This window comes from Streptomyces iconiensis (assembly GCF_028657195.3).
In the GTDB taxonomy this organism is placed as follows: domain Bacteria; phylum Actinomycetota; class Actinomycetes; order Streptomycetales; family Streptomycetaceae; genus Streptomyces; species Streptomyces iconiensis.
Genome location: NZ_JANCPR020000007.1, coordinates 256,171 through 275,996 on the forward strand (window position 1 = coordinate 256,171; position 19,826 = coordinate 275,996).

The 19,826-nt window shown below is 71.4% G+C and carries 16 protein-coding genes and 1 pseudogene; 11 read left to right on the forward strand and 6 right to left on the reverse strand.

Annotated features, from left to right (window positions below):
- Positions 1 to 72 precede the first annotated feature (72 nt).
- Positions 73 to 2,325: a catalase gene (locus tag NMN56_RS09560; RefSeq protein ID WP_274042506.1), complete on the reverse strand. Its 2,253-nt coding sequence runs from the start codon at positions 2,323 to 2,325 to the stop codon at positions 73 to 75.
- A gap of 235 nt (positions 2,326 to 2,560) precedes the next feature.
- Here NMN56_RS09560 and NMN56_RS09565 point away from each other — a divergent pair, with 235 nt between their 5' ends.
- The gene (locus tag NMN56_RS09565; protein ID WP_274042507.1) at positions 2,561 to 2,788 is read left to right on the forward strand and encodes a DUF6480 family protein; all 228 of its coding nucleotides are present in this window, start codon (positions 2,561 to 2,563) and stop codon (positions 2,786 to 2,788) included.
- Between the two features lie 332 nt (positions 2,789 to 3,120).
- On the opposite strand, the gene NMN56_RS09570 is transcribed toward NMN56_RS09565, so the two are convergent.
- A complete protein-coding gene (locus tag NMN56_RS09570) occupies positions 3,121 to 4,926 on the reverse strand; it encodes a thiamine pyrophosphate-requiring protein (RefSeq protein WP_274042508.1) in 1,806 nt (601 codons plus the stop codon).
- Between the two features lie 347 nt (positions 4,927 to 5,273).
- Between NMN56_RS09570 and NMN56_RS09575 the strand changes: the two genes are divergently transcribed.
- Together NMN56_RS09575 and NMN56_RS09580 are read left to right on the forward strand one after the other, a co-directional pair.
- Positions 5,274 to 6,527, forward strand: coding sequence for an enolase C-terminal domain-like protein (locus tag NMN56_RS09575; RefSeq protein WP_274042647.1), 1,254 nt, complete (start codon positions 5,274 to 5,276; stop codon positions 6,525 to 6,527).
- Positions 6,520 to 9,726, forward strand: coding sequence for an FAD-binding and (Fe-S)-binding domain-containing protein (locus NMN56_RS09580; protein ID WP_274042509.1), 3,207 nt, complete (start codon positions 6,520 to 6,522; stop codon positions 9,724 to 9,726). The genes NMN56_RS09575 and NMN56_RS09580 overlap by 8 nt, the downstream gene beginning before the upstream one ends.
- A 61-nt stretch (positions 9,727 to 9,787) precedes the next feature.
- Here NMN56_RS09580 and NMN56_RS09585 read toward each other — a convergent pair whose 3' ends face one another.
- Together NMN56_RS09585 and NMN56_RS09590 are read right to left on the reverse strand one after the other, a co-directional pair.
- The gene (locus NMN56_RS09585; RefSeq protein WP_274042648.1) at positions 9,788 to 10,795 is read right to left on the reverse strand and encodes a TIGR03557 family F420-dependent LLM class oxidoreductase; all 1,008 of its coding nucleotides are present in this window, start codon (positions 10,793 to 10,795) and stop codon (positions 9,788 to 9,790) included.
- Between the two features lie 154 nt (positions 10,796 to 10,949).
- Positions 10,950 to 11,525 (reverse strand): annotated as a pseudogene (locus NMN56_RS09590) (helix-turn-helix domain-containing protein); the annotation flags it as partial.
- A gap of 102 nt (positions 11,526 to 11,627) precedes the next feature.
- Between NMN56_RS09590 and NMN56_RS09595 the strand changes: the two are divergent.
- Positions 11,628 to 12,761, forward strand: a complete 1,134-nt coding sequence (locus NMN56_RS09595) for an NAD(P)/FAD-dependent oxidoreductase (protein WP_274042649.1) — start codon at positions 11,628 to 11,630, stop codon at positions 12,759 to 12,761.
- Between the two features lie 68 nt (positions 12,762 to 12,829).
- Here the strand turns inward: NMN56_RS09595 and NMN56_RS09600 are convergent, their stop codons facing one another.
- Positions 12,830 to 14,485 carry an MFS transporter gene (locus tag NMN56_RS09600; RefSeq protein WP_274042510.1) on the reverse strand — a complete coding sequence of 552 codons (1,656 nt, stop codon included), beginning with the start codon at positions 14,483 to 14,485 and terminating at the stop codon, positions 12,830 to 12,832.
- A 164-nt stretch (positions 14,486 to 14,649) separates the two neighbouring features.
- Between NMN56_RS09600 and NMN56_RS09605 the strand changes: the two genes are divergently transcribed.
- From NMN56_RS09605 to NMN56_RS09630, 6 genes are all read left to right on the forward strand, one after another.
- Positions 14,650 to 15,090: a MarR family winged helix-turn-helix transcriptional regulator gene (locus tag NMN56_RS09605; protein WP_274042650.1), complete on the forward strand. Its 441-nt coding sequence runs from the start codon at positions 14,650 to 14,652 to the stop codon at positions 15,088 to 15,090.
- Positions 15,091 to 15,366: 276 nt separating this feature from the next.
- Positions 15,367 to 15,756, forward strand: a complete 390-nt coding sequence (locus NMN56_RS09610; RefSeq protein ID WP_274042651.1) for a GntR family transcriptional regulator — start codon at positions 15,367 to 15,369, stop codon at positions 15,754 to 15,756.
- Between the two features lie 53 nt (positions 15,757 to 15,809).
- A complete protein-coding gene (locus NMN56_RS09615; protein ID WP_274042511.1) occupies positions 15,810 to 16,820 on the forward strand; it encodes an ABC transporter ATP-binding protein in 1,011 nt (336 codons plus the stop codon).
- Positions 16,817 to 17,839 carry an ABC transporter permease subunit gene (locus NMN56_RS09620; RefSeq protein WP_274042512.1) on the forward strand — a complete coding sequence of 341 codons (1,023 nt, stop codon included), beginning with the start codon at positions 16,817 to 16,819 and terminating at the stop codon, positions 17,837 to 17,839. The genes NMN56_RS09615 and NMN56_RS09620 overlap by 4 nt, the downstream gene beginning before the upstream one ends.
- A gap of 241 nt (positions 17,840 to 18,080) precedes the next feature.
- Positions 18,081 to 18,614, forward strand: a complete 534-nt coding sequence (locus tag NMN56_RS09625; RefSeq protein ID WP_274042513.1) for a hypothetical protein — start codon at positions 18,081 to 18,083, stop codon at positions 18,612 to 18,614.
- Positions 18,611 to 18,772 carry a GNAT family N-acetyltransferase gene (locus tag NMN56_RS09630; protein WP_274042514.1) on the forward strand — a complete coding sequence of 54 codons (162 nt, stop codon included), beginning with the start codon at positions 18,611 to 18,613 and terminating at the stop codon, positions 18,770 to 18,772. The genes NMN56_RS09625 and NMN56_RS09630 overlap by 4 nt, the downstream gene beginning before the upstream one ends.
- A gap of 13 nt (positions 18,773 to 18,785) precedes the next feature.
- Here the strand turns inward: NMN56_RS09630 and NMN56_RS09635 are convergent, their stop codons facing one another.
- Positions 18,786 to 19,202 carry a DUF5997 family protein gene (locus NMN56_RS09635; protein WP_274042515.1) on the reverse strand — a complete coding sequence of 139 codons (417 nt, stop codon included), beginning with the start codon at positions 19,200 to 19,202 and terminating at the stop codon, positions 18,786 to 18,788.
- 58 nt (positions 19,203 to 19,260) lie between these two features.
- On the opposite strand from NMN56_RS09635, the gene NMN56_RS09640 reads away from it, so the two are divergent.
- A partial coding sequence (locus tag NMN56_RS09640) for a LysR family substrate-binding domain-containing protein (protein WP_283742479.1) occupies positions 19,261 to 19,826 on the forward strand: 566 nt, incomplete at its 3' end.

A 19,826-nucleotide genomic window follows, 5' to 3' on the forward strand; every position in this document is an offset into this window, starting at 1 on the left:
CGCCCGGTGCTCCGGCCGCCCGGTGCTCCGGCGGCTCGGTGCTCCGGCGGCTCGGTGCCGCGGCCGGTCGGTTCAGTAGACGGAGGGGGCCGGCGGGAAGCGGTCCCACACGCGGTGGGTCTCCAGCAGCGTCCTGACCTGGTCGAGGACCGTGTGCGGGTCGTCGTCCACGATGACTCCCGGCACTCCGGCAGGGCAGCCGGCCGCGCTGAGCACATCACCGCCGCCGCCCCAGGCGCCCAGCGCCTTGGCGTGCCGGTACGCCTCGGCCAGCAGGTGCAGGACGCGCGGGTCGGTACCGCCGCTTCCCAGCCCCTGACCCGCCTTCACGTCCCGCGCACCGTAGGCGTCGTCGCCCTGCGCGGGCACGCCCGCGACCAGCAGCGCGTCGAACTCGATGGAGCGCGCGTTGGCGAAGGTGCGCTGAACGACCACGGGTGCGGCGCCGCCGCTCTTCAGCGTTCCGCCGTGCGGGGCGATCACCAGCGGGACCATGCCGCCGTCGAGCACCGCGCCGCGCAGGGACGCCAGGGCTGCCAGGTCGCTGTTCTCGTCGGCGACGATGCCCAGGACCCGGCCGTCGGTCGGCCAGGATCCGCCGAGTTGGGAGAGCGCGGGGCTGGGGTCGAGCTGGGGGAGCGGGCCCGAAGGGTCCGGGGCCGGCATGCCGAGCCCGGCGGCGACCTGGGTGCACAGCACGGGGTCGATGTCGGCCAGTACCCGCAGGTTGCGCTCCTTGACCGTGTCCTCGTAGCACTTGCTCAGCTCAAAGGTGTACGCGGCGATCACATGCTCGCGCTCCACCGGGGTGAGGCTGAGCCAGAAGCGGCGGGTCTGGGTGGTGTGGTCGTCGAAGGAGGCGGGCTGTTCGCGCACCTTCCTGGCCCCGGAGGCGATCTCCAGCGGCACCTCCACGTAACCGCCCTCGGCGGCGCCGGCCTGGAACGGGCAGCCCCCGTCGAGGGAGTTGGGGTGGTACGGCGCGACGCCGGAGTGCACGGCCGTCTGGTGCATGCCGTCGCGCAGCATGTCGTTGACGGGCGCGTGGGTCCTGTTGATCGGGATCTGCGCGAAGTTGGGACCGCCCAGCCGGCTGATCTGGGTGTCGAGATACGAGAACAGGCGCCCCGCCAGCAGCGGGTCGTCGGTGATGTCGATGCCGGGCACGAGGTGGCCGGGGTGGAAGGCGACCTGTTCCGTCTCGTCGAAGAAGTTGGACGGGTTGGCGGTCAGCGTCATCCGTCCGATGGGCTGCACCGGCGCCCACTCCTCGGGGACGATCTTGGTGGGGTCGAGCAGATCGATGCCCTCGAAGGTCTGCTCCGGGGTGTCGGGGAAGGTCTGGATGCCCAGCTCCCACTCCGGATAGGCGCCCGCCTCGATGGCGTCCGCGAGGTCGCGCCGGTGGAAGTCCGGGTCGATGCCGTTGGCGATCTGGGCCTCCTCCCACATGAGGGAGTGCACCCCGGCCTTGGGCTTCCAGTGGAACTTCACCAGCGTGGTGTCGCCCTGCGCGTTGACCAGCCGGAACGTGTGGATACCGAAGCCCTCCATCATCCGGAACGAGCGCGGGATGCCCCGGTCCGACATGTTCCAGAAGGTGTGGTGCGTGGCCTCGGTGTGCAGCGAGACGAAGTCCCAGAACGTGTCGTGCGCGCTCTGCGCCTGGGGGATCTCCCGGTCGGGGTGCGGCTTGCCCGCGTGGATGATGTCGGGGAACTTGATGGCGTCCTGGATGAAGAACACCGGGATGTTGTTCCCGACCAGGTCGAAGGTGCCCTCGGCGGTGTAGAACTTGGTTGCGAAACCACGGGTGTCGCGCACGGTGTCGGCCGAGCCACGCGAGCCGAGCACGGTGGAGAAGCGGACGAACACCGGCGTTTCGGCGTCCTTGGCCAGGAACCCGGCCTTGCAGACCTGGGCAGCGGTGCCGTAACCGCGGAAGACCCCGTGCGCAGCCGCACCGCGCGCGTGCACCACACGCTCCGGGATGCGCTCGTGGTCGAAGTGCATGACCTTCTCGCGCAGGTGGTGATCCTGGAGCAGTACGGGACCGCGCTCCCCGGCCTTGAGCGAGTGGTCGGTGTCCGGAAGCCGCAGTCCCTGCGCGGTCGTCAGGCGGGGGCCCGTCTGCGCCCGTACCTCCGGGTCGGCGTCCACCGGGTCCCCCGTCGGTGAGTACACCTCAGGACCCGACTGGTCCCGCTTGGCAGGCAACGGTTCGCGGGGAGTGGTCGGCTCCTCCAACTGCGGGGTCTCGGGCCCCGGACGGCCCGGGATGCTGGGTTCTCCGGCTGGCTCGTTCTCGTGCGTCGGGGGCGCCATGGTTCCTCCTGGCTGCGAATGTGGCGACCTGGCCAGGGGTATCCGCGTGGCCGGTGCCGAAACGCGCTGTTCAGCCAAGGGGCCCGGATGGCTCAGACCACCCGGGAGCCGCTGGAGGCGGAGTCACCGGGGGAGCGAAAGGGCGGGGCAGGGGCGGAGCAGGGAGGGCTCGGTGCCCGGTGAGGAAATCCCGTACCCCACGTGTAGAAGGCGCCCAGAGGTCCACCCGTCGGTCATGACACCCGGACAAGCCGATCCTGATCCCGACCGCACCCCCGGTCTGGAGCGCGGCGGCACGGTGCCGCCAGGGGAGACACCTCCGGCCGAGGGCAGCACCCCGGACGCGGGGCCCGACGAGAAGCACAACCCCGTCAAGGGGTGGAGCAAGGCGCCGGTGATCGTGATCGGCGTGATCGTCGCCTGCTTCGTCGTCTACTTCCTGGCCTGGATCCTGGAGCTGTGACGTGCGGCTCCTGAAGCCGCGACGGCTCCGCCGGGGTTGTTGACGGCTCCGGCGGTGTTGTGACGGCTCCGCCGGAGCTGTGGCGGCCCGGAAGCGGCGCCCCGCTCCCGCGACGTACCGGCGACCGCTCCGGCGCGGTCACGCGCCGGGCGGGAACGCCATGTGTCGCCCCGGTCAGGTCACCGCGGTCAGGTCCCCAGCCAGGTCCCCGATGGGTTGCGCCAGGCCCTGGTCCCCCGCACCTCTGCGGGGGACCAGGGCCGGTCACCACTCCCGCGCCGGTCGCGGTCACCACTCCGCGCTGTGCCGGCGCGGGAGCGCGCCAGGCGTGTTCAGTCGTGCTTGCGGCCCGGCAGGTTCTCGTAGACGTCGGTGAGCTTCTGGCGGAAGCCCTTCGCCGCGATTCCGGTCCGCTCCGGGTCCTTGATCCCCGCCTTGACGGCCTTCTTCGCCTGGTCCTTCATGATGTGCGGTGGGATCGGGGCGATCTCGTTGTCCACCACGAACTCCAGCACCACAGGCCGGTCGCTGGTCAGCGCCTGCTGCCAGGCTTCGGTGACCTTCTTCGGGTCGTCGCAGTGGATGCCCTTCAGGCCGACCAGCTCGGCGTAGCGGGCGTAGGGGAAGTCGGGGATGTACTGGGAGCCGGGGTACTTGGGGTCGCCGCCCATGGCGCGCTGCTCCCAGGTGACCTGGTTGAGGTCCTGGTTGTTGAACACGCAGAAGATCAGCGGTGCGGATCCCGACATGCGGTCCGCATAGCGTTTGACCGTGATCATTTCGTTCATGCCGTTCATCTGGAAGGCACCGTCCCCGACGAAGGCGATCACGGGCCTTTCCGGGTAGGCGAAGCGCGCGGCGATCGCGTACGGGACGCCGGGGCCCATGGTGGCCAGGGTTCCGGAGAGCGAGGCGCGCATGCCGTCACGGAGCTTGACGTGCCGGGCCCACCAGTTGGTGGCCGAGCCGGAGTCGGCCGTGAGGATGGCGCCGTCCGGGAGGAGCGGGGAGACCTCGTGGGCGACCGCCTGCGGGTTGACCTTGCCCTCAAAATTTTGCCCCGCTCGCTTGTCCAGCACCGTGTTCCAGGTGCGGACGTTCTCTTCGATCCCCTCGCGCCACGAGCGGTCTTCCTTGCGGTGCAGAAGCGGGATCAGCTCCTTGAGCGTTTCCTTGGCATCGCCCACGAGGTGCGCGTCCATGGGGTAGCGGATGCCGATCATGCGGCCGTCGATGTCGATCTCCACGCCCTTGCAGCTGCCCTCGTCGGGGAGCCACTCCCCGTAGGGGAAGCTGCTGCCGATCATGAACAGGGTGTCGCAGTTCATGATCATGTCGTCGCTGGCCTTCGAGCCCAGCAGCCCGATGGGGCCGGTCACGAAGGGGAGTTCGTCGGAGACGACCTCGCGGCCCAGCAGCGCCTTGGTGACACCGGCGCCGAGCAGTTCCGCCGCCTCGATGACCTCGGCCTCGGCGTTGGCGGCGCCCTGCCCGACGAGCATGGCGACCTTGTTGCCCTCGTTGAGCACGTCGGCGGCCTTGCGCAGCTCGTCCTTGTTCGGCAGCACCCGCGGCTGGCTCCAGCCGACGCTGGAGAAGACCGAGCCGTGGCTCTTGGGCGGCGAGGGCTGGGCCTCGGCCTCCTGGATGTCCTCGGGCAGGATGATGGTGGCCACACCGCGCATCGTGAGCGCGGTCTTGAACGCACGGTCGATCACATGCCGTACCTGTCCGGGATCCATGCAGATCTGGCAGTACTCGGACACATCGGCGAAGAGATGTTCCAGGGCGACTTCCTGCTGGTAGTGGGTGCCCTGTGCCATGCGCTTCTGCTGTCCGACCACGGCCACGACCGGCTGATGGTCGAGCTTCGCGTCGTAGAGGCCGTTGAGCAGGTGGATCGCGCCAGGCCCCGAGGTTGCCGTGCAGCAGCCGACCTCGCCCGTGAACTTGGCGTGCCCGCAGGCCATGAAGGCGGCCATCTCCTCGTGCCTGGTCTGGATGAACTCGGGGTCACCCTTGGCGCGGTCGAAGGCGCCCAGCATGCCGTTGATGCCGTCGCCCGGATAGCCGTAGACCCGGTGGACGCCCCACTCGCGGATGCGCCCGAGAACGTAGTCAGCTACTTGCTGCCCCATGATTTTTCCTATCCACACGGTCGACGCGACAGTCCCGCATCGGGTCCCACGCCGGTCACCCGCGCAAACCGTGCCTCCATCGGATGACGGCACCCTCCGATGGCGGCACCTTCCGACGACGCCACCTTCGGCCGACGACGCCACCCGCCATGGGCACGCCACCCCGCCCATGGACACGCTGCTCGCCCGCCACAGGCACGCCGCCCGCCGCGGGTGAGCCGTCCGTTTCGGAGGGCACGGGCGAGGTACCCACGGTCTGTCGGATCAACGGTGTGAGCTGGTGCCGGGCCAACGGGGCGAGTCGGCGCCGGGTCGAGGAGCAAGGGTGCGGGCAGGTGGTGACAGCGATGGGCGGGCCTGAGGCGCGGGTCGAGGACATCGGCGTGCACGCCTTCCGTGTGCCCACGGACGGTCCCGGCGGGGTCGAGGAGGACGGCACCCTGCGCTGGGAGGCCACCACGGTGATCGTCGTCCAGGCGTACGCGCTGGGCCGTGCGGGACTCGGCTACACCTACGGGGACGCCTCGGTCGGCGACTTCGTCCATGCGCAGCTCGCCCCCGTCGTCACCGGCCAGGACGCGCTCGCCCCGGCCGCCACCTCGCGCCTGATGTCCGCCGCCGTGCGCAACGCGGGGCGGCCTGGCGTGGGTGCCATGGCGGTGTCCGCCGTGGACCTCGCGCTGTGGGACCTGAAGGCGCGGCTGCTGGAGGTGCCGCTGTACCGGACGCTGCCCGCCTTCCACGACCGGGTGCCGGTCTACGGCAGCGGCGGCTTCACGAACTACCCCGTGAACCGCCTCGCCGAGCAGCTCGGCGCCTGGGTGGGAGAGGGCATCCCACGGGTGAAGCTGAAGATCTCCCGCCACCCGGCCCAGGACCCGGGACGGCTGGACGCCGTACGGCAGGCGATCGGCCACCGTACGGAGCTGTTCACCGACGCCAACGGCGCCCTCGGCCGCAAGGAGGCGCAGTACTGGGCCGGGCGGCTGGCCGAGGAGTGGGACGTGCGCTGGCTGGAGGAGCCGGTCAGCTCCGAGGACACCGTGGGGCTGCGGCGGGTACGGGAGAGCGCGCCCGGGCGTATCGAGGTGGCGGCGGGGGAGTACGGCTACCTCCTGGGCGACTTCACGGCGCTGCTCGACGGCGGAGCCGTGGACTGCCTCCAGGCGGACGTCACGCGCTGCGGGGGCATCACGGGACTGCTCCGGGTCGCGGGTTCCGCAGCCGCTCACGGGGTGGATCTCTCGGCGCACTGTGCCCCGGCGGCCTCCACGCACGCGTTCTGTGCGGTCGAACGGCTGCGCCACCTTGAGTACTTCCACGACCACGTACGCGTGGAACGGCTGGTCTTCGACGGCGCTGTGCCCCCGGTCGACGGTGTGCTGCGGCCTTCCCCCGAGCGGCCGGGGCTGGGCCTTGAGGTCCGGTGGGCCGACGCCGAGCCGTACCGGGTGCGCGGCAGCCGCCCCGGCCGGCCGTCGCCCCCGCCGCCGTCGGGCTCACGGCCGTCCCCGTCGCCGCCGTGCGCCTCACCGGCGTTCCCACTGGCTTCCCCACCGAGCACGACACCGGTTCCGAGCGAGGGCGAGATCCATGGCTGAGGCGCCGCACGACCGTACGCGGGAGATTCCCGCCAAGACCGACCCACGGGCCGGGGGGCCGCCGAGGGCGCGTCAGGTGCTGGCCGTCGGGAAACTGGCCCAGGCGCTGCGCGACAGCGTCGAGGGAGAGGTCCGCTTCGACCCCGGCGCCAGGGCGATGTACGCGCACGACGCCTCCAACTTCCGGCAGGTCCCCATCGGGGTGGTCACCCCGCGCACCGTCGAGGACGTGGTCACGGTGCACCGGCTGTGCCACGAGTACGGGGCGCCGATCCTCAACAGGGGCGGCGGCACCAGCCTCTCCGGCGAAACGGTGAACTACGCCGTGGTCATCGACCATTCGCGCCACCTCACCCGCATCGGCGAGATCGAGCCCGAGCAGCGCCGCATCACCTGCGAGCCCGGCGTCATCAACGAACAGCTCAACCGGCACACCGGCCGCTGGAATCTCATCTTCGGCCCCGACCCGTCCACACACTCGCGCTGCGCGATCGGCGGCAACGTGGGCAACAACTCCTGCGGCATCCACTCCGTACAGGCCCAGCTCTACGGTCCAGGGCCGCGCACCTCCGACAACGTCGAGGCGCTGGAGATCGTCACCTACGGAGGTGACCGCTTCTGGGTCGGCGTGAACGAGGAGGACTCCCTGGAGGAGATCATCGCCGCCGGCGGGGCCAAGGGCGAGATCTACGCGCGCCTGCGCGACCTGCGCGACCGTTACGCGGACGCCATCCGGGCCGGCTTCCCTTCGGTGGCCCGGATGCCGCGCCGGGTCTCGGGGTTCAACCTCGACGAACTGCTCCCCGAGAACGGCTTCAACGTGGCCCGCTCGCTGGTGGGAACCGAGAGCACCTGTGCCACCGTGCTGCGCGCCCAGGTGCTGCTGACGCCCGCACTGCTGGAGCGCAGCCTGGTGGTCGTCGAGTACGAGGAGATCGCCGACGCGGCCGAGCATGTCGCGGACATCGTCGAACGGTTCAGGCCCATCGGGCTGGAGGCGCTCGACGAGGAGCTGATCGAGGACCAGTGGCGGCAGGAGATGAACCTGTCCCACATCAGCGAGCTGCCCCGGCCGGAGGGAGGCGCATGGCTGCTGGTGCAGTTCGGCGCCGACACCGGCGAGGACGCGGCCGAGCAGGCGCGCGCCTTCGCCGCGTGGCTGACGGGGACCAAGGGCTACGACGCCGACCGTGTCACGGTCGCTGACGGCTCGTCCGGTGGCCTGGCCCAGGACCTGTGGGCCATCCGCGAGGCGGGCCTGGGCTCCACGGCCTTTCCCCCCTCGGGCGACCAGTGGCCCGGCTGGGAGGACTCGGCCGTACCGCCCGGCCAACTGGGCGACTACATCCGGCGGTTGAGCGCCCTGATGGACACGCACGGCCTGCGCGGCGCGATGTACGGGCACTTCGCGCAGGGCTGCATCCACTCCCGTATCAGCTTCGACCTGCACAGCGCGGAAGGCATCGCGCGCTACCGGCGGTTCCTGGAGGAGGCGGCCGACCTCGTCTCCTCGTACGGCGGTTCGCTCTCCGGCGAGCACGGGGACGGCCAGCAGCGCGGCGAGCTGCTGGAGCGGCAGTACGGGCCCGAACTCCTGCGTGCCATGCGCGAGTTCAAGCTGATCTGGGACCCGGAGGCCAAGATGAACCCCGGCAAGGTCATCGACGCCTACCCGCTGGACGAGGACCTGCGGCTGGGCCCGGCCTCGGCACCGGCACACCCCAGGACCGTGTTCGCCTACCCGCAGGACGGGGGCGACTTCACGCACGCGACCCTGCGCTGTGTCGGCGTCGGCCAGTGCCGCAACCCGGAACCCGAGCAGACCATGTGCCCCAGCTACCAGGTCACCCGCGAGGAGAAGCACACCACGCGCGGCAGGGCCAGGCTGCTGTACGAGATGCTGCGGGGCGAGACCGTCACGGACGGATGGCAGTCCAGGGAGGTCGCGGAATCCCTGGACCTCTGCCTCGCCTGCAAGGGCTGCACCAGCGACTGCCCCGTCGACGTGGACATCCCCACGTACAAGGCCGAGTTCCTGCACCACCACTACAAGTCGCTGCGCCGGTGGCGGCCCCGGCACGCCTACGCCTTCGGCTTCATCGACCAGGGCGCACGGCTCGCCTCGCGCTTCCCCGAAGCCGCGAACCTCCTCACCCATGCACCCGGCCTCTCCCACGTCGCCAAGCTCGTGGCGGGCATCGACCGGCGCAGGCCGCTGCCGGCCTTCGCGCCCATGACGCTCCAGCGCTGGTTCAGGGAGCGGGGCGGCAGCGCCAACCCCGGCGGTCCGCCTGTGGTCCTCTTCCCCGACACCTTCACCAACCACTTCCACACCGAAGCGGGCGTCGCCTGCGTCGAGGCGCTGGAGGCCGCGGGGCGCCGGGTCATCCTGCCCGAACAGCACGTGTGCTGCGGGCGCCCGCTCTACGACTACGGGTTCCTCGGGGCGGCCGAACGGTACCTGCACGCCGTCGTGGACGTGCTGCGCCCCCACCTGCACGCCGGTACGCCCGTCGTCGGCATGGAACCGAGCTGTACGGCCGTCTTCAAGGACGAACTCACCAAACTCCTCCCGCACGACGACGACGCACGCCGGCTGGCCGGGAGCACCTACCACTTCGCCGAGTTCTTCCGCGCCTTCGAGCTGACCCCGCCCACGCTCCCCGGGACCGCGTCCGCGTCCACGTCAAGCCGACGACCCGGCATCCCGGAGAAGGCCCTGCTGTGGGGTCACTGCCATCAGCGCGCCACGGGAGGTACGGACGGCGAACGGTGGCTGCTGGAGAAGATGGGCCTGGAGACCGAGGAACTCACCGGCGGCTGCTGCGGCCTGGCAGGTTCCTGGGGCTTCGAGAACGGCAAGTACGGGATCTCCATGGACTGCGGCGAACAGGGGCTGCTGCCCGGCGTCCGCGCGGCCGGGCCGGAGACCGCCGTCGTGGCCAACGGCTTCTCCTGCAGGACCCAGCTCGCCGACGCCGGCGCGAACACAGGTCAACCGGCGCTCCACATCGCCCAGTTGATGAGCCTCGCACGCGGCGACCAGACCCACGCGCCCCGTGAGAAGCCCACCCCCGCACCCGGCAGGCGGGCCGCACGCCTCGCCGTGCAGGCCCTCGGTGGCGCGACCGTGACCGCGCTGGGCGCCACGCTCACGGCACGTGCGGCACGCGCGGTTGCCGCGCGGGTGCGGGCGTAGACCCGGGTACGGACGAGCCGCCGCCTCAACCGATGGGCCTGGCTCAGCGGGTGGGCGTGGATCAGCCGTTGAGGCGGGGCAGGACCTCGTTGCGGTAGAAGTCGAAGAAGCCCAGCCGGTTGGGGCCGATCTGGTTGACGTAGACCCAGTCGCAGCCGGCGTCGGCGAAGGCGCGGAGCGCCCGGACGTGCTCGTCGGCGTCGTTGCCGCAGACGGCCGAGGAGCTGACGGTCTCCTCGGTGACGAGCTGTGCCGCCTGCTCGAAGTGGCGCGGCGTACGCAGGACTTGGCCCAGTTCGCCGGGAAGGAACTGGTTCGGCCACAGCCGGTGGACCGTCCGGACGGCCTCCTCGCGGTCGGTGTCCCAGCACACCTTGAGACCTCCGCTGACCGGCCTGCCGCTCGGCCCGGAGCGCTCTGAGCCCTCGGAGCCGTCGGCTCCCTGCGACGCCTCCGAGGCGGCGGCGTGGAAGCGCGAGATCACCTTCTCGTCCGGGGCCATGGTGATCAGTCCGTCGCCGATACGCGCCGCGATCTCGACCGAACGGGGCCCGAAGGCGGACACGTCCAGCGGGACGGGCTGCTCGGGCAGGGTGTAGAGCCGGGCGTTCTCCACGGTGTAGTGCTTGCCGTGATGGTTCGTCTCCTTGCCGGTGAACAGCGCGCGCATCACATGCACGGCTTCCTCCAGCATCTCCAGGCGTACGCCCGCCGGGGGCCAGGCGTCCCCCAGTATCTGCTCGTTGAGCGCCTCACCCGTGCCGATGCCCAGCCGGAAGCGACCGTCCAGCAGCGCGGCGCTCGTCGCCGCTGCCTGCGCGACAACAGCGGGGTGGAGCCGCACCGTCGGGCACGTCACGGCCGTCTCGACGGGCAGCCGCACTGCCTCGGCGAGCGCACCGATGACGGACCACACGAAGGGACTCTCACCCTGCTCGTCGTTCCACGGGTGGAAGTGGTCGGAGATCCACAGCCCCTCGAATCCCGCCTGCTCGGCGAGCCGTGCGTGCTCCACCAACTCGTGGGGGCCCGACTCCTCGGACGAAAGGAAGTAGCCGTAACGCGTCATGTCACCCGGGTGGCCTCCCATAACGGTATTAAACGCCCAGATCGCCCTTCGTGGAGGAGCGGGAGGCAGGGGAGGAGCGGGAGGAACGGGAGGAGGGGGACGCCGTGGAGTTCGCCGAGGCGTCGGTGGCAGCCGGGGTCTCCGTCGGTTTCACCTTGGGGCGGGCGCGCAGATGCGCGCGTTCGCCCTGCCTGCCGAACAGGCTGAGGACCTCGACCGGTTCGCCGTCGGCGGCGCCGAACCAGTGGGGCACCCGGGTGTCGAACTCGGCGGCCTCTCCCGGCGGGAGGACCAGATCGTGTTCGCCGAGAACGAGGCGGAGCCGCCCGTTGAGGACGTAGAGCCATTCGTAGCCCTCGTGGGTCTGGAGAACGGGGTCCTTGGGCGGCTCGCCGCCCGGGATGACGAGCTTGTACGCCTGGATGCCGCCTGCCTTGCGGGTCAGCGGCAGCATCGTCATGCCGTGCAGCGTGACCGGGCGCAGGTGGACGCGGGGGTCTCCGGTGGGCGGGGCATCGACGAGTTCGTCCAGGCTGACGCCGTGTGCCTTGGCCAGCGGGAGAAGCAGTTCGAGGGTCGGCCGACGGGTGCCGGACTCCAGCCGGGACAGGGTGCTCACCGAGATGCCGGTCGTGGCCGACAGCTCGGTCAGCGTGGCTTCGCGCTGCCGGCGCAGCGCACGCAGTCGTGGTCCCACCGCTTCGAGCGCGCCGTCGAGATCGTTGTCCATGCCCCCAGCTTGCCATAACAGCAACAGGACTTGCTTGTCTCGTGGGTCGTACCGCAGGGTCGGGGCCATGAGGAGGTGGTCAAGGTGACCGAGGAACTGCGGATGACCGGCGAAGTGCGCCCGGCCGATGAACTGCGGGACAGCTACGACGTGGTGGTGATCGGCGGCGGCGCCGCCGGTCTGAACGCGGCCCTGATGCTGGCAAGGGCCCGGCGCTCGGTGGTGGTCGTCGACGCCGGCGCCCCGCGCAACGCACCGGCCGACGGCGTGCACGGACTGCTGGCCAGGGACGGAATGCCACCGGCCGAACTTCTGGAGCGCGGCAGGGCGGAGGTCCGGCGCTACGGCGGCCACGTCGTACCCGGCGAGGTCGCGACCGTGACCCACGCCGATGAAGCCGTGAACGGCGGCGACGATGCCGTGTCAGGCGACGGCGGAGCCGTGACCCGTGCGGGCGGAGCCGTGGACGGTGACCAGGGCGCCGTATCTCCCGGTACGGACGCCGGTGAAGGATTCGAGGTGGCGCTGGCCGACGGCAGGACGGCCCGTGCGCGCCGGCTGCTGGTTGCCACGGGGCTGGTGGACGAGCTGCCCGATGTTCCGGGACTGCGCGAGCGCTGGGCCCGTGACGTCCTGCACTGCCCGTACTGCCACGGCTGGGAGGTGCGTGACCAGGCCATCGGGGTGCTGGCCAGCGGGCCCATGGCTGTGCACCAGGCGCTTCTCTTCCGGCAGTGGAGCGACGATGTCACGCTCCTCACGCACACCATGCCGCCGCCGTCGGCCGAGGAGGCGGAGCAGCTCGCCGCACGCGGTATCGCCGTCGTGGAGGGCGAGGTGGCGGCCGTCGAGACCGTGCGGGACCGCCTCGCGGGCGTACGGCTGGCCGACGGCACGCTCGTACGGTGTGAGGCGCTGACGGTCTCGCCCCGGATGGTGGCGCGCGTCGGCTTCCTCGCGAAGCTGGGGCTGCACGCGGAGGAACACCCGCTCGGCGTCGGCGAGTACGTGCCCGCCGACGCGGCAGGCCGTACCGGCGTGCCCGGCGTGTGGATCGCGGGCAACGTCACCGATCTGCCCGCCCAGGTCGGCGCCGCAGCGGCTGCGGGCGCCACGGCCGCGGGCCAGATCAACGCCGACCTGGTCACCGAGGACACCCGTCGCGCGGTCACCGCCCTGCGGAACTCCGCCCCTCCCCGCGCTTCAGCGCCAGCGGGCCGGGCCGCCGCTGGGTGACACCCCGGGACACCTACGCGACGGCCGGGGGACGGGAACGCGCCCCGCGCCGTCGCCCGGTGCCCGGCTCAGGACCGCACGGGACGCGCGGGTCCTACGGGGTCCGTTTCCGGTCCGGGGGAGGGCGTCGGGGCGGGCAAGGCGGTCTCCTTGGCGGGGGTGGAGGGGATGAGGAACGAGGCGATGAGCCCCAGGACGACGAACCCGGCGGCGAGGTAGCCGCCGAGGGTGACCCCGTCGGTCATCGCCGCGCGTGCCGCGTCCGCGACGGAGGCGGTACGCGCGTGGTCGGCCAGGGGGCCGATGGCGGCGCCCGCGCTGTCGGTGACCGCGCCCGTGAACTTGTCGGACGCCGTGGCCGTCAGCCCGGCATCCGTGAGGCGGTCGTGCAACCGGCTGCTGAGGGTGGTGAAGAACACCGTGGTCAGAGCGGCGATACCCAGCGCGGAGCCGAGTTGGCGGAAGGCGCTCTGGACGCCGGACGCCTGGCCCGACCTGTCCTCGGGGACATCGTCGAGTACGACGTTGGTGACCTGCGCCGTGGCGAAGCCGACGCCGATCCCGTACAGGAACAGCACGAGCGAGACGGACCACCAGGAGCTGTCCGGAGTGGCGATCAGCCCGACTCCGGCCAGCCCGACCGCCTCCAGGGCAAGCCCCACCCGCAGTTGCCCCAGCGGGGAGACCTTGGCGGCCATGCCGAAGCTGGCGCCGCTGGCGACGAAGCTGCCGATGGCAACGGGCACCAGTGCCAGCCCCGCCTGGAGGGCGCTGTAGCCGAGGGTGAACTGGAGCCACAGGGGGAGCACGGCGACGATGCCGAACTCCCCGATACCGATGATCAGGGTGGCGATGTTGCCGCCGCGGAACGAGGCGATGGAGAAGAGGCTCACGTCCATCAGCACCCGGGAGGGGTCGCCCCCGCGGGCGAGCGCCGACTGCCGCCGTACGAAAGCGGCCAGCGCGACCGCGGCCAGTACGAGGGCCACGAGCACGGGGGAGGGCCCGCTGTCCCACGTGAGTCCGAGGACTTCCAGGGGGTGTACGGCGCTGATCCAGCCGTAGGTGCGGCCCTCCACGAGTCCGAAGGCGAGCAGTCCGAGGCTGACCACAGACAGCAGCGCGCCGGGCACGTCGACGCGTCCCCGGGTACGGGGTGAGGGCGCCATGTACAGCAGCACGCCGGCCGCGACCAGCGCGGACAGCGGCACGTTGATGCCGAAGGCCCAGCGCCAGGAGACGTGTTCGGCGAGCCAGCCGCCGAGCAGCGGACCGAGCGCGGCGGCTGCCCCGATGGTCGAGCCCCACACGGCGAACGCCTGGCCGCGCGCCTTTCCCGTGAACGTCGCCTTCAGCAGGGACAGCGAGGTCGGCAGGAGCATGGCCGCGCCTGCGCCCTGCAGGAACCTGGCCAGGACGAGAAGGCCGCTGCCGGGCGCCAGCCCCGCCAGCACGCTGGTGGCACCGAAGACCACGACACCGCAGAGGAAGACACGGCGGGCACCGAAGATGTCCGCCAGCCGCCCGGTGAGCAGCAGGAGCGCCGCGAAGACGATGGCGTAGGACTCCTGGATCCACTGCGTCTGGGCCGAGGTCGCGTCCAGGTCCTCGACGACCGACGGGACGATCACATTGACGATCGTGGTGTCCACCACGATCAGTGCCACACCCAGTGCGATGGCGATCAGACCGAGCCAACGGCGGGTGGGGGAGGGGTCACGCATCCCATGTCCTTCCATGGTGAAACAGTTCCACCATAGAATTATTCGAGGAGCGGTAAATTGTCAAAACGGTCCAACGGGCCGGGGTGACGGCATGGAGAGGGAGGCAGTGGCACGTGGCGGAGAAACCGGCGCTCGACGGCGTCGCGGGGCAGCGGGAAGCACTGATGGAGGGGCTCAGGGCGTACGGCGTCCAGCACGCGGAGTTCAGCCGCCGCTTCGCCGACTGGCTGGGCGTGCACTCCACCGACGCGGTCGCGCTCCTGGAGATCCTCGCCGCCGAGGAGCGCGGCGCCCCGCTCTCACCCGCGCGTCTCAGCGAACGCATCGCACTGTCCCGGGGTGCCACCACCGCGCTCCTGAACCGCCTCGAAGAGGCGGGACACGTCATCCGCAGCAGGGAGCACCAGGACCGCCGTGTCATCACGCTGCGCAGCAGCGCCCACGTCCAGCAGCGCGCCGACGTCTACTTCGCCCCCCTCGGCAGGCGCCTGGACAAGCTGATGGCCCGTCACCCCCCGGAACTCCTGGAGCGGTTCGAGTCGCTCCTGAGTGAGCTGCGCGGCGCGATGAACGAGCAGCTCGCCGAGGAGGAGCCGGGCATGTGAGGCGTGCCGGTGTGTGAGACGCGCTGGCTGAGACGTGCCGGCGCCTGACGCGTGCCGGCATGTGAGGCGGCGGGCGGTCGGCAACGCCCCGGCCGCCGTCGCGGTGCTGCGCCGTGCCGTGCCGAGCCGGTGTCGGTGCCTGTCGCGGTGCCGGTGTCGGTGCCCAGCCTCCCCGGTGGTCCGGCCCGTCGCCGTGGCCGATTGACAAATGCGGAGTCCGTCCCTCAACCTCATTGTGCTACTGCATTAGCAGAATGAGGTTGAGCGAAGGTGGACGTGATCAAATACCACATCGAGCGGCGCAGCGGCGTCTCGACGTACATGCAGATCGTGCAGCAGACGAAGCAGGCACTGCGGGTGGGCACGCTCGTGCCGGGGGACAGGCTGCCCACGGCCAAGGAGGTCGTCGAGGCGACGGCGATCAACCCGCACACGGTGCTGAAGGCATACCGGGAACTGGAGAACGAGGGGCTCGTCGAACTCCAGCCGGGGCGCGGCACGTTCGTACGGCGCGGCCTGGGCAACCCCGGCGCCTCGGACTCGCCCCTGCGCGGCGAACTGGCGGAGTGGATGCGGCGGGCGGCCGAGTCCGGGCTGGAGGCCGAGGACGTGACGGCCCTCTTCGACGCCTGCCGCACCGAGATCTTCTCCCCCGACCGGGCCTGAACCTGTCGGCTGACGCGTGGCCCCCACACCTCCACGAGCGAGAGAGCACGTACGTGAACACAGCAGAGTTCGATTCCATGAACGCCGGCCTGGTCGCCATCGAAGCCAGCGGGCTGGGCATGCGCTACCGGCGCGGCTGGGCCCTCCAGGAGTGCTCCTTCCGGCTGCCGGCCGGGCGCGTGTGCGGACTGGTCGGGCCCAACGGTGCGGGTAAGAGCACCCTGTTGTCCCTGGCCGCCGGGTTCGGCGAGGCATCGGCCGGCCGGCTCCGGGTCTTCGGCGCCGACCCCCGTACCCGTCAGGCGCGGGAACAGGTCGGCTACCTCGCCCAGAACAAGCCGCTCTACCCCCGGATGACGGTCACCGACACGCTGCGCATGGGCCGCGAGCTGAACAGGGCGAACTGGGACCAGCGGCGGGCCGAGGGCATCGTGCGCGCCGGAGACGTTCCGCTGCACGCCCGCGCCGGCAGCCTCTCCGGCGGCCAGCGCACCCGGCTCGCACTCGCCCTGTGCTTCGGCAAGCGCCCCAGGATGCTGATGCTGGACGAGCCGATGGCCGACCTGGACCCCCTGGTACGGCACGAGATGACGGCGCTGCTCATGGCCGAGGCGGCCGAGTACGGCACCACCGTCCTCACCTCGACCCACACGCTGCCCGAACTGGAGGGCGTCTGCGACTACTTGCTGGTGCTCGCCGACGGGCGGGTACGGATGGCAGGCGAGGCCGACGAACTCGCCGCCGCACACAGCCTCGTCGTCGGTGCCCTGCCAGCGGCCGACAGCGGGCAGCAGCGCAAGGACGGCGCAGCGACCGGCCCCGTGCTGCCCTCCGCGCTGGACCCGCACACCGTCGTCGAGGCCCAGGTCACCGGGCGGCAGTTCTCGGCGCTCGTACGCCGCGGCGCGCCGCTCCCCGAAGGCCCCGCCTGGTCGGTGAGCGAGCCGTCCATGGAGCAACTGCTGCTCTCCTACCTCCGTTCCCCCGAAGCGCCCGCGCTGCTGATGCCGAGCGCCGACCTGCCCGAGATGCCCGCCGCCCAGCTGAAGGACCACGCCGCATGAGCGCCGCCACCCTCGAACGCGAGACCGCACCCGCCCAGCGGAAGACCGGCAGGGAACTGCTGCACGGAATGCCGTGGCTGGTGTGGCGCCAGCACCGGGGCGCCGTCTGGGCCGGCCTCGCGCTGCTCGTCGCCCTCGCCGCCGCGGCCGTCTACCTGCGGCACGGCACCACCACGTTCGTGCAACAGCACGACATCGCGGGCTGCACCCTCTTCAGCGGCCCGGAGCGCTGCGCGGAGAACCAGGAGGCGATCCAGCTCTACCGCACCCAGTACCAGGACCTCGTACAGATACTGCTCGTTGTCGTCCTGGCGCTGCCGTACCTGGCCGGGCTGTTCGTGGGCGCTCCGCTCGTCGCCAGGGAACTGGAAGCCGGTACGCACCGGGTGGCCTGGAGCCAGTCGGTTCCTCCGCAGCGCTGGCTGCTCCACAAGCTGCTGCTGCCCCTCGCCGGGCTGGTCCTCCTGTGCGGACTCGCCGCCTGGCTGGCCTCCTGGGTCCTGGCCGGCGCCGGGCAGGCCACCCTCGGCATCTACTGGTACTCCGCGCTGGCCTTCGCCCCCACGGGGCCGGCCCTGGTCGGCTACGCGGCACTCGGTATCGCCCTCGGGGGCGCGGCAGGGCTGCTCATCCGCCGCACCGTCCCCGCCATGGTGGCCACGCTCCTCGCGCTCGGCGGCGTAACCCTCCTGCTCCAGTTCCTGCGGCCCCAACTGGCCTCGCCGATCACCCACGTGAGCAAGGCGGTTCCCCAACTGGCCGAGGATTCCTGGGTGTTGAGCGCCGCGCAGCGCTCGACCGCCGGAGGAGAGACGTTCCCGGCGAACCTGTGCGCCGACGCCCGTGGCGATGCGCTCCGTAACTGCCTCGCGGAGCACGGTGCGACGTATTACCACACCGAGTACCACCCGCTGTCCCAGATGCGGCAGATCCAGTTCACCGAGGGCGCGCTCTGCCTCGGCCTGGCCGCGCTCCTGGTCGCCCTGACCTGGTGGTGGCTGCGCCGCCGCGCACTCTGACCCGCCGGGACGAGAACCGCACCGGATTCCGCACGGCCCCCGGCGGACGCACCGCGACCGCCGGGCACGTGTACGGCCACGGGACGGCTCCCGGCTACCAGGCGGCTACCGGCTCCCGGTCGCCGGGCGGCTCCCGGCTGACGGAACTCCGAGCGTGTGAATGCCGCGGGGAACCTCCGGCCGCTCGGACGAATCCCCGGAACCGATGGCCACGCCCTCACAGCCCGGCCATGATGACCGTATGGACGGTCTTGTGAACGTGACGCCCGGACGCCTTCCCGCCTCCGTGGACGAGGACGGTCTGCGTGCGCTCGCCGACGGATACCACGCGCGCACCGTCACCCCGCTCGGCACCCACGAGGCGGCGGGGCATCTCGTGAAGGTGTACGCCGTCGAGGCGCCCGGGCGCACCGTGGCCGAGCCGGAGAGGGACACCGCACTGGCGCTCGCCGCCGACCACCTGGCGTCGGCGCGCGCCCGCGGTTCCCTGGGTCTGGCCGTACTGCTCGTCCACGCGGGCGGCGACGGCGACTACGTGCTCGTTCACACCTGGATCGAGGGATACATGTCCGACCTGGCCGTGTTCACCGGCCCCGCGGGGGAGCCCGCCGGGCTGCGCCCCGGACGGCAGGGACTCGCCCCCTGCGTGTGGGAGGCGGCCGTGCTCACCCATGAACGCGATGCCTTCAGCCGCCATGTGCTCGACGGTGAGGGCCAGTTGGAGCGACGGCTGGCCGCCTGGAGCGGCGACGTACTGAGGGGAGAGGCCCGGTGACGATGGAGGCCGTGCTCACCCGGGCCCGCTCCCTGGGGCTGCCCGAAGTCCAGTGGCAGGCCCCGCACTGGAACGAGGGCGCCATCCGCTTCTGCGACCGGCTCGGCGCCCACGCCCAGGACAAGCGCCGCTGCACGCTGCCGGTCACGCCCACCTGACGAGGCGGCCTCGTCAGCCGGCCTGGCCGCGCTCGGCCTTCTTCGCCTCGGCCTTCTCTTCCGCCTTCTTCTCCTTGAGGCGGGCTGCTTCCTTGCGTACCTCGGCCTGAGTGGCGCGCTCCTTCTGCAGCCACTCGGGGTTCTCCGCCTTGAGCGCCTCGATCTCCTCCGTGGTCATCGCCTCGGTGAGGCCACCGCGCGCGAGACCCGAGATGGAGACGCCCAGCTTCGCGGCGACGACGGGGCGCGGGTGCGGACCGTCGCGGCGCAGCTCGACCAGCCACTCGGGAGGCTCGTTCTGGAGGGCGTTCAGCTCGTCGCGCGAGACCACGCCCTCCTGGAACTCGGCGGGGGTGGCTTCTAGGTACACACCCAATTTCTTCGCCGCTGTCGCGGGCTTCATGGTCTGGGTGGTCTTCTGCGACGTCATGAGGTCAAGGGTATCGACCGTGTGCGGTACCTCCGACCACGCCCGGTAGCCTGGCGACGTGACAGGCTCGGAAACATCCCCTTCGTTCCGGCTCGCCTACGTCCCAGGTGTGACGCCCACGAAGTGGGTGCGGACGTGGAACGAGCGGCTGCCGGACATTCCCCTCACCCTCGTTCCCGTGACCCCGGCCGAAGCTCCCGCCGTCCTGCGGGACGGCGGCGCCGACGCGGGTCTCGTCCGGCTCCCGGTCGACCGTACGTACTTCAGCGCGATCCCGCTCTACACCGAGACGACGGTGGTCGTGGCCCCGAAGGACCACCTGGTCGCCGCTGCCGACGAGGTGACGGCCGAGGACCTGGCCGACGACATCGTGCTGCACCCTCTCGACGACGTCCTCGCCTGGGAGCAGCGCCCCGGCCTGCCCGCACGCGAGCGCCCGGCCACGACAGCGGACGCGATCGAACTCGTGGCGGCCGGGATCGGGCTCCTCGTCGTCCCCCAGTCCCTCGCCCGCCTCCACCACCGCAAGGACCTCACCTACCGCCCCGTCGTGGAAGCCCCCGAGTCGGGCGTCGCGCTCGCGTGGCCGGAGGAGCGGACCACGGACATGGTGGAGGACTTCAT